This is a genomic window from Micromonospora parastrephiae (assembly GCF_016802865.1).
GTDB lineage: Bacteria > Actinomycetota > Actinomycetes > Mycobacteriales > Micromonosporaceae > Micromonospora > Micromonospora parastrephiae.
Genome location: NZ_JAEVHM010000162.1, coordinates 1 through 12,939, shown reverse-complemented (window position 1 = coordinate 12,939; position 12,939 = coordinate 1). Strand labels below are relative to the sequence as shown.

9 protein-coding genes and 1 pseudogene are annotated in these 12,939 nt (G+C 71.5%); 7 read left to right on the top strand and 3 right to left on the bottom strand.

Annotated elements, in window-relative coordinates:
• On the top strand, positions 1-327 hold a 327-nt coding region (locus JNW91_RS24430), incomplete at its 5' end, for a response regulator transcription factor (RefSeq protein WP_203177755.1).
• Positions 328-443: 116 nt separating this feature from the next.
• Here JNW91_RS24430 and JNW91_RS24425 read toward each other — a convergent pair.
• Positions 444-863, bottom strand: coding sequence for a DUF5319 domain-containing protein (locus tag JNW91_RS24425; protein WP_203177754.1), 420 nt, complete (start codon positions 861-863; stop codon positions 444-446).
• A 185-nt stretch (positions 864-1,048) separates the two neighbouring features.
• On the opposite strand from JNW91_RS24425, the gene guaB reads away from it, so the two are divergent.
• Together guaB and JNW91_RS24415 are read left to right on the top strand one after the other, a co-directional pair.
• Positions 1,049-2,611 (top strand): IMP dehydrogenase, encoded by a 1,563-nt coding sequence (guaB, locus tag JNW91_RS24420; protein WP_203177753.1) that lies wholly within the window; start codon positions 1,049-1,051, stop codon positions 2,609-2,611.
• Between the two features lie 27 nt (positions 2,612-2,638).
• A pseudogene (locus JNW91_RS24415) lies at positions 2,639-3,756 on the top strand (GuaB3 family IMP dehydrogenase-related protein).
• 61 nt (positions 3,757-3,817) lie between these two features.
• Here the strand turns inward: JNW91_RS24415 and JNW91_RS24410 are convergent.
• Positions 3,818-4,939, bottom strand: coding sequence for a sugar phosphate isomerase/epimerase family protein (locus JNW91_RS24410; protein ID WP_203177752.1), 1,122 nt, complete (start codon positions 4,937-4,939; stop codon positions 3,818-3,820).
• 286 nt (positions 4,940-5,225) lie between these two features.
• Between JNW91_RS24410 and JNW91_RS24405 the strand changes: the two genes are divergently transcribed.
• Both JNW91_RS24405 and JNW91_RS24400 read left to right on the top strand, forming a co-directional pair.
• Positions 5,226-6,650 (top strand): M1 family metallopeptidase, encoded by a 1,425-nt coding sequence (locus JNW91_RS24405; protein WP_203177751.1) that lies wholly within the window; start codon positions 5,226-5,228, stop codon positions 6,648-6,650.
• 106 nt (positions 6,651-6,756) lie between these two features.
• Entirely contained in the window at positions 6,757-8,214 is a 1,458-nt protein-coding gene (locus tag JNW91_RS24400; RefSeq protein WP_203177750.1) for a M1 family metallopeptidase, read from the top strand.
• A 6-nt stretch (positions 8,215-8,220) separates the two neighbouring features.
• On the opposite strand, the gene JNW91_RS24395 is transcribed toward JNW91_RS24400, so the two are convergent.
• Positions 8,221-9,339 (bottom strand): LCP family protein, encoded by a 1,119-nt coding sequence (locus JNW91_RS24395; RefSeq protein ID WP_203177749.1) that lies wholly within the window; start codon positions 9,337-9,339, stop codon positions 8,221-8,223.
• Between the two features lie 145 nt (positions 9,340-9,484).
• On the opposite strand from JNW91_RS24395, the gene JNW91_RS24390 reads away from it, so the two are divergent.
• Together JNW91_RS24390 and guaA are read left to right on the top strand one after the other, a co-directional pair.
• A complete protein-coding gene (locus tag JNW91_RS24390) occupies positions 9,485-11,179 on the top strand; it encodes an FAD-dependent oxidoreductase (protein WP_203177748.1) in 1,695 nt (564 codons plus the stop codon).
• A gap of 66 nt (positions 11,180-11,245) precedes the next feature.
• Entirely contained in the window at positions 11,246-12,802 is a 1,557-nt protein-coding gene (guaA, locus tag JNW91_RS24385; protein WP_203177747.1) for a glutamine-hydrolyzing GMP synthase, read from the top strand.
• The last annotated feature ends 137 nt before the right edge of the window (positions 12,803-12,939 follow it).

The window sequence follows — 12,939 nt, the reverse complement described above, 5'->3', positions numbered from 1 at the left end:
GAGGGGCCGGCGGGGGTGCCCTCGGTGCCGGTGCAGCGGGGTGACGACGAGGCCGAGCCGGCGAACGGCGAGCCGCCGGGCGAGCAGAGCGACCCGGCCCGCCCCGCTCCGGGCGCCCGGCCCGCGCGGGCGATCGGGCTCACCGAGCGGGAGCTTCAGGTGCTGCTGGGGATGGCCGAGGGCAAGAGCAACGCGGAGATCGGCCGGGAGCTGTTCGTGTCGGAGGACACCGTCAAGACCCACGCCCGCAGGCTGTTCCGCAAGCTCGGCGCCCGGGACCGGGCACACGCGGTGGCCGCCGGGTTCCGCGCCGGCCTGGTCGCCTGACGGCCCTGCGGGCCCCGCGCGGCATGATCGCGCTCGATCCGGGATGTGGTGGTTTCCCCAATCGGGGAGGCCACTGTTTCCCTGTCGCAGCGCGATCTTGAGCCGCAGGCGGAGGCTCAGTCCGTCGCGGGGGTGGTGCCCGGTTCGTCCTCGGTGCCCTCGGTCAGCGTGTCGTGCACCCCGTCGGCGTACCCGCGGGCGTAGTCCCACGTGACGTAGTGGTCCGGGTCCGGGTCGTACGCGGGCTCGTGCACGCGGGGCCGCCCCGAGTTGAGCAGGTGGCGCAGGTTGCCCCGGAGCAGGTCCCAGTCGAAGTAGTGCGGCTCCCGGCAGTCCTCGCATTCGATCACGAGCCCGCGGACACCGATCGGCGCGAGCAGGGCCTGGTAGATCTCCAGGTCGGCGAGGTCTTCCAACACGTCCTGCCGCTCGACGTCGGTCAGCGGATCCGGCGTCGCGTCGTCGCCCGGGTCGTCCAGCCCCGCAGTCGGGTCGGCCGGGTCGCCGTTGAACGGGTCGATGGGCTCGTCGTGCACCCCCTCACCGTAGACCCAACGCGGCGGGGACGTCCGCCCCCGGGCGCGCGACGGGCCGGCCCGCCACCCGAGGAGCCGCCCAGCTCACTGGGTACGATGGCACGACGTGCCGGCACCGTGGCGCGCTCCGGTGCCCGACCGTGCCACCTCGCTGAAGCCCATCCGAGCAGCTCAGGGGAGCAATCGTGGAAAATTCGCCCAGCACCGATCTTCCGGCCGGCGCCGAGTACGCCGACCTGGGCGGCCACCTGCCCGAGTTGCCGACCGGCTCGGCCCGGGTGGTTCCGCTCGGTCTCACCTTCGATGACGTGCTGCTTCAGCCGGGCGAGTCGGACGTGGCCCCCAGCGAGGTGGACACCCGCACGCGGCTGACCCGGGAGATCGAGATCGCGATCCCGTTGGTCTCCAGCGCGATGGACACGGTGACCGAGGCGCGGATGGCGATCGCGATGGCGCGCAACGGCGGCATCGGGGTCCTGCACCGCAACCTCTCGATGGAGGACCAGGCCCAGCAGGTCGACCTGGTGAAGCGCTCGGAGTCCGGCATGATCACCAACCCGGTGACCTGCTCGCCCGAGGACACGGTGCGCGACGTCGACCGGCTCTGCGCGAAGTTCCGGATCTCCGGGCTGCCGGTGACCGATGCCGACGGCGCCCTGGTGGGAATCATCACCAACCGCGACATGCGGTTCGTCTCCGACCCGGCCACACCGGTGCACGAGATCATGACCAAGCTTCCGCTGATCACCGCGCCGGTCGGGGTGAGTAAGGCAGACGCGCTCGACCTTCTGCGCAAGCACAAGGTCGAGAAGCTGCCGCTGGTCGACGCGGGCGGTCGGCTGCGCGGTCTGATCACCGTCAAGGACTTCACCAAGAGCGAGCAGTTCCCGCTGGCGACGAAGGACTCGTCGGGCCGGCTGCGGGTCGCCGCCGCGATCGGCTTCGGCGAGGAGTCGTACAAGCGGGCCCGGACCCTGGTCGACGCCGGGGTGGACGTGATCGTGGTGGACGTGGCGCACGGCCACAGCCGGGCCATCGTCGAGATGATCCAGAGCCTGAAGCGGGAGACCGACGTCCAGGTGATCGGGGGCAACTCGGCCACCTACGCCGGGGCCCGCGCGCTGGCCGAGGCCGGCGCGGACGCCGTCAAGGTCGGGGTCGGCCCCGGGTCGATCTGCACGACCCGGGTCGTCGCCGGCGTCGGCGTACCGCAGATCACCGCGATCATGGAGGCGGTCCGGGCCTGCCGGCCGCTGGGCGTACCGGTGATCGGTGACGGCGGGATGCAGTACTCCGGCGACATCGCCAAGGCCCTCGTCGCCGGCGCCGACTCGGTGATGCTGGGCAGCCTCCTCGCGGGCTGCGAGGAAAGCCCCGGCGAACTGATCTTCATGAACGGCAAGCAGTTCAAGTCCTACCGGGGGATGGGATCGCTCGGCGCCATGCAGAGCCGGGGTGTGCAGAAGTCGTACTCCAAGGACCGCTACTTCCAGGACGACGTGGTCGCCGACGAGAAGCTGATCCCGGAGGGGATCGAGGGGCAGGTCCCGTACCGTGGCCCGCTCGCCACCGTCGCCCACCAGCTTGTCGGCGGCCTGCGGCAGGGCATGTTCTACAGTGGCGCCGCGACCATCCCTGAGCTGCACAAGCGTGGCCAGCTGATCCGGATCACCGCGGCCGGGCTCAAGGAGAGCCACCCCCACGACGTGCAGATGACCGTCGAGGCGCCCAACTACCACTCCCGCTGACCATCCCCCAACAACCTGGAGTCCCCCATGCGTGACGTGGTCGAGATCGGGCTGGGCAAGACCGCGCAGCGCGGCTACCACCTGGACGACATCGCCATCGTGCCGAGCCGTCGGACCCGGGACGTCGACGACGTCTCGACCGCCTGGCAGCTCGACGCCTACCCGTTCGGCATCCCGTGCGTCGGGCACCCCTCCGACGCCACCATGAGCCCGTCGTCCGCGGTGCGGCTCGGTCAGCTCGGCGGCCTCGGCGTGCTCAACGTCGAGGGGCTGTGGACCCGCTACGAGAACCCGACCAAGGTGCTGGACGAGCTGGCCGGCCTCGACGAGGACGCCCGCGCCACCAAGCGGCTCCAGGAGGTGTACGCGGAGCCGATCCGCCCCGACCTGATCGCCGAGCGGGTGCGTGAGCTGCGCGCCGGTGGGGGCACGGTGGCGGTGCGGGTCTCCCCGCAGCACACCCTCGCGCTGGCCCCGGTGATCCTGGACGCCGGGGTGGACATCCTGGTCATCCAGGGCACCATCGTGTCGGCCGAGCACGTGTCGACCACCGACGAGCCGCTGAACCTCAAGGAGTTCATCGCCGACCTCGACCTGCCGGTGATCGTGGGCGGCTGCACCGACTACAAGACGGCGCTGCACCTGATGCGTACCGGCGCGGCCGGCGTGATCGTGGGCATCGGTGGCGACGAGTGGTCGACGACCGAGTCGGTGCTGGGGATCCGGGTGCCGATGGCCACCGCGATCGCCGACGCGGCGGCGGCCCGCCGTGACTACCTCGACGAGACCGGCGGGCGGTACGTGCACCTGATCGCCGACGGTGACATCCAGACCTCCGGTGACATCGCCAAGCGCTCGGCTGCGGCGCGGACGCGGTGATGCTCGGTGAGCCGTTGTCGCTCTGCGACGAGGCGCCCGCCGGTGGTGCCTGGTGGCACTCGGCGGCCAGCCACCCGTCGCTGCCGCGGGGCGCGTTCGAGGTGGCCGGTGAGCCGCTCGGGTCGATGGAGGAGTTGCTCTTCGGCCCGGCCGACGAGGCCGACGGTCAGCTCAACCTGTTCGGCGGGCTGCGTCGGGCGATGGCCAAGTGCGGCTACCGCGACCTCAAGGAGTTCCAGAAGGTCGGCCTGGTCCTCGACCGCTGACACCCGTTCGATCAGACGCCGGAAGAGGCCGCCCCGCCGTGGTGCGGGGCCGGCCTTTCCGCTACTTCCTGAGGTAGATGGTCAGGTCGGCCATGTTGCGGTAGCTGAGCGCCGCGAAGTCCATCGACTGGGCCTGGTTGGCGGCGCCGCCGGGGGCGGTGTCCATCTCCCAGTTGGCGTGGTGGAAGTCCCGCTCGCCGATGGTCTGGAAGAACTGCTGGAAGTTGATGTCGCCCTCGCCGAGCGGGGTCATCTGGTGGCCGTTGGGCACGCTGGTGTCCCGGTCGCCGTCCTTGGCGTGGAAGAGCGGGAACCGGGTGGTCCGGTCGGCCACGTTGAGGATCGGGTCGAACAGGCCGGTCTTCTCGCGGCCGGCCGGGTCGACGTACTTCTGGTGCTTGTAGCGGGCGACGTAACCCCAGTAGATGTCGAACTCGAAGAAGACGTACCGGGGGTCGGTCTTTCCGAAGAAGTACTCCAGCCGCCGGATGCCCGACGAGCGGGTGGGGCGGCCCTGCTCGTCGAGCGGCCCGGAGTCGAGCAGGAAGCTGTACGCGACGTCGTGGTTGTGGGTGTAGAGCCGCAGTCCCCGGGCCCGGGCCTGCCGGCCCAGCTCGTTCCAGGTGTCGGCGGCGGCGTCCCAGTCGGCCTTGTACGGGCTGTTGGTCGGGTCGCTGCCGGTGCCGATGTTCTTCATGCCGAGTTCCTCGGCGATGTCCAACTGCTGTTGGAAGGTGGCCGCCTCGATCGAGGCGTGGGTGCCGTTGGCGACGAGGCCGTTGTCGTCGAGGATCTTGCGGATCTCGCGCGGGGTGATCTGCCGGCCCAGGATCTCGGTGCTCTGGGTGTAGCCGGCGAACTCGATCTCCTTGTAGCCGATTTCGGCGAGCCGGGCGAGAACCCGCTCGAAGCCGTACGGCACGCCGCTGTCGTCGGGCGCGGCGGTGATCCGGTCCCGGACGCTGTAGAGGATGATGCCGCGGTTCTTCGACGGGATCAGCGGCTCGACCCGCAGCTTGCTCCGGCCCTTGTCCTTGGGGTCGGCGAGTGCGGGGGTGCCGGTGGCGAGGACCGGCAGGCCGGCCGCGCCGAGCGCGGCGGCGGCGCCGGCGGAGGCGGCGAGCAGGGACCGGCGGCTGAGCCGGCCGGCAGTGGAGGCGTTGGGTGCGGTCTGGTCTGGCATCGTTCCACCTTTCGCGACGGCGGTTGCCGTCGATGACGATCAGCAGAGGTGCGACGAGAGTCCGGTCGCGGGGCGCCGCCGAGCGCCCGTTCCGCGTCTGATTGTTCCGAACGCGTTACATCTTGGAGTCAGACACTAACGACGGTCGAAGCGGAAAGAAAGTATTGATCAGAGCCAACTTTTGTGTGATTCGACGAAAGTAACTGATGATCGTCGATATAGGCCGCGCGCCCGGCGGTGCTGACTACGCTCGTCCTGACCATGGTTTGCCGCAGGAGGAATGTGCATGGTCCGGACCGGACGGACACCCACCGGCAGCCGCCTGGCCGCCACCGCAGCCGCGCTGGCCTGCGCTGTCGTACTGATCGCGTCCGGCTGCACCGGCGCGGACACCGACGGGTTCCGGCCCGGGGCCGCCGACGCCGGTGACCTGTACGTGCCCGGGCGCGGCAACGGCGGCTACGACGTCACGCACTACGGCCTCGACGTCCGCTACGACCCGACGAGCGACCGGCTCACCGGCCGTGCCGTCATCACGGCCACGGCCACCCAGGACCTGTCCCGGTTCAACCTGGACCTGCACGGTCTGGCCGTCGGCTCGGTCAGCATCGGGGACGCGCGGGCCGAGCACCGCCGCGACGGCGACGAACTCGTGGTGACCCCACGCGACGGACTGCCCCGCGGTCGGCAGTTCACGGCGACGGTCGACTACGCGGGCGTACCCGCCCCTGCCGTCGACGGTGAACTGGGCGCCGGTGGCTTTCTGCACACCGCCGACGGCGCGGTCGCGCTCGGTCAACCCGACTCCGCCGCCACCTGGTTCCCGGTCAACGACCACCCGTCGGACAAGGCCAGCTACGACATCGCGGTGACCGTCCCGGAGGGGCTGTCCGCGCTGAGCAACGGGGTGCCCGGCCCGCAGAGCAGCGCCGACGGCTGGACCACCTGGCGCTGGTCGGAGCGTGCCCCGATGGCCAGTTACCTGAGCACCCTGGTGATCGGAAACTACCGGGTGGTGAGTGGCACCCACGCCGGTCGGCCGATGGTCACCGCCGTGGCGACGAGCCTGCCGGCGAACGGCGGCGCGGCCAGCTCGGTGGCCCGCACCGGGGAGATCGTCGACTTCCTGGCCAGCCGCTTCGGCCCGTACCCCTTCGACTCGTACGGCGGGATCGTCGTCGCCGACGACCGGATCGGCTACGCCCTGGAGACCCAGTCCCGACCGGTCTACGGCCCCGCCTTCTTTCTCGGTGACCGGCCGAACCCGGGAGTCGTCGCGCACGAGCTGGCCCACCAGTGGTTCGGCGACAGCGTGTCCCTGAGCCGCTGGGGCGACATCTGGCTGAACGAGGGCTTCGCCAGCTACGCCGAGTGGCTGTGGGAGGAGCACGACGGCGGTCGTAGCGCGCAGCGCAACTTCGAACTCCAGTACGCGGCGACCGACTGGACACAGCCGTCGGTCGAGCCGGGCCGGGAGCGCATGTTCGGCACCGCCGTCTACAAGCGCGGGGCGCTCACCGTGCACGCGCTGCGCCGCACCGTCGGCGACGACATGTTCTTCCGGATCCTGCGTACCTGGACCGCCGAGCGGGCGGCCGGTAACGCGACCACGTCGGACTTCGTCGCGCTCGCCGAGCGGGTGTCGAGCCGGCAGCTGCGACCGCTCCTCGACGCCTGGTTGGTGGGCGGTTCCGCCCCCACCCTGCCGTGACGGGGCCGTGATCGTCGGTCGATAGGCTGCCGCCTGCGATCGGCGGAGGACGCCCGTCGCGCGGGGCGGCGCGGCCGCCACCGCATCCGTACCGGAAGGGCTCGTGATGAGGGTGACGCGGCGCAGGCTGCGGGTGGGTGCCGGACTGCTGGTGACCGGCGCGCTCGTACTGTCCGGATGCGACTCGACCGCCCCGGAGGCGGCGCCGTCGCCGAGCACGTCCCCCACACCGGCGCGAGCGTTCGCCGCCGGCGCCGCGGGGGCCGGCGACGACTACTTCCCGAGCTACGGCAACGGCGGCTACGACGTCGGGCGGTACACCGTCAAGGTGCGCTACGACCCGGCGAAGGACCGGCTGACCGGCACCGCCACGGTGCAGGCCACCGCGACGGCCGACCTGTCGACGTTCAACCTGGATCTCGCCGGCCTGACCGTCGAGAGGGTCACCGTGGACGGCGCCCCGGCCACCCACACCAGGGACAAGAACGAGCTGGTGGTCAAGCCGGCGGCGGGCCTGATCAACGGCAACGGGTTCGTCGCCGAGATCACCTACGCGGGGGTGCCGAAGCCGCTGAAGAACGAGGTGCTCGGCGACGGCGGGTTCCTGCACACCTCCGACGGTGCGATCGCGCTGGGACAGCCCGAGTCGGCGAGCACCTGGTTCCCGGTCAACGACCACCCGTCCGACAAGGCGTCCTACGACCTGGAGATCACCGTCCCGGACGGGCTCACCGCGGTCAGCAACGGCGTGCCCGGCGGCAAGACCAGCAAGGACGGCTGGACCACCTGGAAGTGGTCGGAGAAGTCGCCGATGGCCAGCTACCTGAGCACGCTGGTGATCGGCAAGTTCCGGGTCACCACCGGCGAGCACAAGGGCCGGCCGGTGTACAGCGCGGTCACCACCAAGCTGGCCAAGGGCCCCGCGGACACGTCGATCGCGCAGACCGTCAAGGTCGCCGACTACCTCGAGAGCGTGTTCGGGCCGTACCCGTTCGACGCGTACGGCGGCGTGGTCGTGTCCGACAGCCGCATCGGGTACGCGCTGGAGACGCAGAGCCGCCCGGTGTACTCCGGCGGGTTCTTCCGGCAGGGCGAGAACACCGGGGTGGTCGCACACGAGCTGGCCCATCAGTGGTTCGGCGACAGCGTGGCGCTGGCCAAGTGGGAGGACATCTGGCTCAACGAGGGCTTCGCGACGTACGCGGAGTGGCTCTGGGCCGAGCACACCAAGGAGTCCACGGCCAAGGAGGCGTTCGACATCCGGTACGCCCGGGTGCCCGCCGCGGTGTGGAAGACGCCACCGGGCAAGCCGGGGGTGAAGGAGCTGTTCAGCGAGTCCGTCTACCAGCGCGGCGGGATGACCCTGCACGCGTTGCGGGTGGCCGTCGGCGACAAGGCGTTCTTCGAGATCGTCAAGACCTGGGCCGCGGACAAGCGCAACGGCGTCGCCACGACCCCCGAGTTCGTGGCCCTGGCCGAGCGCATCTCCGGCAAGCAACTCGATGCGCTCTTCGACGCCTGGCTGTACGGCACCAAGAAGCCCGCCCCGCCGAAGCGACTCTGACCAGGGTCAGTTCTTGACCACCAGGGTGGGGTGGGCGGACAGGTAGGCGTCGGCACGGCCGGCGCGCAGCTCGGTGATGAACTTCCGGCCCTCGCTGGTGAGCTGTTCGCCGCGGTAGGCGCTGCCCTTTCCGACTCCGGAGCCGGGCAGCCCGACCAGCACGAAGCGGTCCTCCGGCACCCCGCTCAGCGCGTACGCCAGGTCGACGATCCGATTGCCGCCCACGTACACGAGGGTGTCGCCGAGCGCGGCGACCACCTGGTCCACCCGCTCCGGTTGCCGGGCCAGACCCTCGTCCAGGATCTTGCGGGTCAGCGCGCGGATCAGCTGCTGCTGGTGGCGTTGCCGGGCGTAGTCGCCGCCGGTGATGTAGCGCTGCCGCGCGTAGTCCAACGCCTGCCAGCCGTTGAGATGCCGGTTGCCCTTCTCGTACACCTGCTGCGGCCCGGTGTACCCGCCGGGGGCGCTCTGCCGGTACTTGCCGTCCGGCCGGCGGTGCAGCGAGGCGACCCGCTGGTCGACGTAGATGTCCACCCCGCCGAGGGCGTTCACGAGCCGGTCGAACCCGTTGAAGGTGAGCACCGCGCCCGCGTCGATGCGCAGGCCGGTGTAGCCGCTGACCGTGCTGCGCAGCAGCTCGTACCCCTGGGGGGTGCTCGGCTGCTTGGGCTTGCCCGGCACCCGGCTGCCGAAGCTCATGGCGTGGGTGAGCTTGGTCTTGCCGCCCTTGTAGTCGGCCTTCGGGAACGCCGGGATGTCCACCAGCAGGTCGCGGGGGAGCGAGAAGAGGTACGCCCGGCCCAGCCCTTTGGGCACGTGCAGCACCAGCACGGCGTCGGCGTGCGGCTCCCAGCCGGGCACGCTGACCCGGGTGTCCACACCGACCAGCAGCAGCGTCAGCGGGCCGGTGATGTTCGCGCCCGGCGGCGGACCACTGGGGCTGGGGGTGGGGGTGACGACCGGCGACGGGGTCGGCGAACCGGCCACCGGGGCACCGCCGGGCTTGTCGTCGCCGGTTAACCGGGTGACGACCACCGCCCCGGCGGCGATCAACGCGACGGCGGCGAGGGCCACCAGGCCCAGCAGCAGCCACCGCCGGCGCGGTGCCATCGACCCGAGGATCATCGTCAATTCCTTCCACCCGTCTGGAGAACAACGCTCCGACAGGTACTCCGGGTTGCGGCCAGAAGGTGCCGGGTCGGGCGGCCGCTGCATGATCGCGCGAAAACTGCCGCTGGCGCGAGCGCTACTGACGAGTAATGATGCGTCCATGCGGTACGACGTGGTCGTCATCGGGTCCGGCTTCGGCGGCAGCGTCACCGCGCTCCGGCTGGCGGAGAAGGGCTACTCGGTCGGCGTCCTGGAGGCCGGCCGGCGCTTCGCCGACGACGAGTTCCCGCAGACGTCGTGGCGCGCCCGGCGGTTCCTGTGGGCGCCGAAGCTGGGTTGCTACGGCATCCAGCGGCTCACCCTGCTCCGCCCCGCCGACCGGCGATCCGGCGGTGGCGTGCTCGTGCTCTCCGGGGCGGGGGTGGGCGGCGGCTCGCTGGTCTACGCGAACACCCTCTACGAACCGCTGCCGGCCTTCTACGCCGACCCGCAGTGGCGGGACATCACCGACTGGCGCGACGAGCTGGCCCGCCACTACGACCAGGCGAAGCGGATGCTCGGCGTCACCACGTACCCGATGGACACCGGCGCGGACCGCGCCATGCGCGCGGTGGCCGAGCGGATGGGGGTGGGCCACACCTTCCACGCCACCCCGGTCGGCGTGCACATCGGCCGCCCCGGTCAACGGGTCGCCGACCCGTACTTCGGCGGCGCCGGCCCGGAGCGCACCGGCTGCCTGCACTGCGGCTCGTGCATGACCGGCTGCCGGCACGGGGCCAAGAACACGCTGGTCAAGAACTATCTGTGGCTCGCCGAGCGGCAGGGCGCCACCGTGCACCCGTTGACCACGGTGACCGCCGTCCGACCCGCCTCCGGCGGGTACGAGGTGCACACCGTCCGCACCGGCGCGTGGCTGCGGGGCGGGCGGCAGGTGATCCAGGCCGACCAGGTGGTCTTCGCCGCCGGCGCGCTCGGCACCCAACGACTGCTGCACGCCATGAAGGCCGACGGCGCCTTGCCGGCGCTCTCGCCGCGCCTGGGCGAGCTGACCCGGACCAACTCGGAGGCCATCCTGGGCGCCTCGGTACCGCGCCGGCGGGCCCGGGCCGAGGGACTGGACTTCAGCGTCGGGGCGGCCATCACCAGCTCCTTCCACCCCGACGCGCAGACCCACATCGAGCCGGTCCGCTACGGGCGCGGTTCCAACGCGATGGGGCTGCTCCAGTCGCTGCTGGTCGACGGCGGTCCGCACCGGGTACGGCGCTGGCTGGCCAGCATCGTGCGGCAACCGGGGCTGGCCGCCCGGATGCTGTCGGTCCGGGGCTGGTCGGAGCGGACGGTGATCGCCCTGGTGATGCAGTCGGTGGACAACTCCCTGACCACCCGGTGGCGGCGCGGCGCCTTCGGTCGTCGGCTGGTCACCGGCCCGGGCCACGGCACCCCGAGCCCGACCTGGATCCCGGCCGGCAACACCGCGGCCCGACTGCTCGCCGAGGAGATCGGCGGCACCCCCGGCGGCTCGCTCACCGAACCGTTCGACATTCCGATGACCGCGCACATCCTGGGCGGGGCGGTGATCGGCGCCAACCCGGCCGACGGGGTGATCGACCCCTGGCACCGGGTGTACGGCCATCCGGGGTTGCACGTGGTGGACGGCGCGGCGGTCTCGGCCAACCTGGGGGTCAACCCGTCGCTGACGATCACCGCGCAGGCGGAGCGGGCGATGTCCTTCTGGCCCAACCGGGGCGAGGAGGATCCCCGCCCGCCCCTGGGTGCGCCGTACCGCCGGCTGGCGGCCGTACCCCCGGCCCATCCGTCTGTCCCGGCCCACGCCCCGGGCGCGCTGCGCGCCTGACCCACGCTGGCGCGAGGGGCGAGCCGGTGCCGGGAGCGGGCGTGACTGTCGGTAGGCTTTGTGCACATGAGCCTGCCTCGCCCCGTCCTCGTGGTGGACTTCGGAGCCCAGTACGCCCAGCTCATCGCACGCCGGGTCCGCGAGGCGAAGGTCTACTCCGAGATCGTGCCGCACTCGATGCCGGTCGCCGAGATGCTGGCGAAGAACCCGGCCGCGATCATCCTCTCCGGCGGTCCGGCCAGCGTCTACGCGCCGGACGCCCCGCAGATCGACGCCGGCGTGTTCACGGCCGACGTGCCTGTCTTCGGCATCTGCTACGGCTTCCAGGCGATGGCCCAGGCGCTCGGCGGCACCGTCGCGCGGACGGGCAACCGCGAGTACGGCGGTACGCCACTGCGCCCCCGCCTCCTCGACCCCGGTGTGCTGCTCCGCGACCTGCCGGCCGACCTGCCGGTCTGGATGAGCCACGGCGACTGCGTCACCGAGGCCCCCGAGGGCTTCACGGTGACCGCCGAGTCGGCGGGCGCGCCGGTGGCGGCCTTCGAGGACGTGGCCGGGCGTCGGGCCGGCGTGCAGTTCCACCCGGAGGTCGGGCACACCGCGCACGGCCAGGAGATGTTGAAGCGCTTCCTGTACGACATCGCCGGCATCGAGCCGACCTGGACTCCCGAGAACATCATCGACGAGCAGGTGGCCCGGATCCGCGCCCAGGTCGGCGACAAGGAGGTCATCTGCGGCCTGTCCGGCGGGGTGGACTCGGCGGTCGCCGCCGCGCTGGTGCACAAGGCCGTCGGTGACCAGCTCACCTGCGTCTTCGTCGACCACGGTCTGCTGCGCGCCGGCGAGGCCGAGCAGGTGGAGAAGGACTACGTAGCGGCCACCGGCATCAAACTGAAGGTGGTCGACGCCCAGGACCGGTTCCTCGGCGCGCTGGCCGGGGTGACCGACCCCGAGCAGAAGCGCAAGATCATTGGCCGGGAGTTCATCCGGGTCTTCGAGGCCGCCGCCCGCGAGATCGCCTCGCACGCCGACGTGGAGTTCCTGGTCCAGGGCACCCTCTACCCGGACGTGGTCGAGTCCGGCGGCGGCACCGGCACCGCCAACATCAAGAGCCACCACAACGTCGGCGGCCTGCCGGAGGACCTGAAGTTCGCGCTGGTCGAGCCGCTGCGCACGTTGTTCAAGGACGAGGTCCGCGCGCTCGGCCTGGAGCTGGGCCTGCCCGAGGCCATGGTCTGGCGGCACCCGTTCCCCGGCCCCGGCCTGGCCATCCGGATCATCGGCGCCGTCGATCAGGAACGGCTCGACCTGCTGCGCCAGGCCGACCTGATTGCGCGCGAGGAGCTGACCGCCGCCGGTCTGGACCGGGGTGTCTGGCAGTTCCCGGTGGTGCTGCTGGCCGACGTGCGCAGCGTCGGCGTGCAGGGTGACGGGCGCAGCTACGGGCATCCCGTGGTGCTGCGCCCGGTCTCCAGCGAGGACGCGATGACCGCCGACTGGTCCCGGCTGCCCTACGACGTGGTGGCCCGGATCTCCACCCGGATCACCAACGAGGTCGCCGAGGTCAACCGGGTGGTGCTGGACGTCACCAGCAAGCCGCCGGGCACCATCGAGTGGGAGTGAGCGCGCCTCACCCGAGGGGCGGCGTGCTGGACGGGGTCGTCGGCGGGTAGGGCGGCGTCGGCGCCGCACCTTCGCCGCCGGCCCGGAACCCGCATCCCTCCTGCATCAACCCGTCCTTCCCCACCCGCGACCGCCCA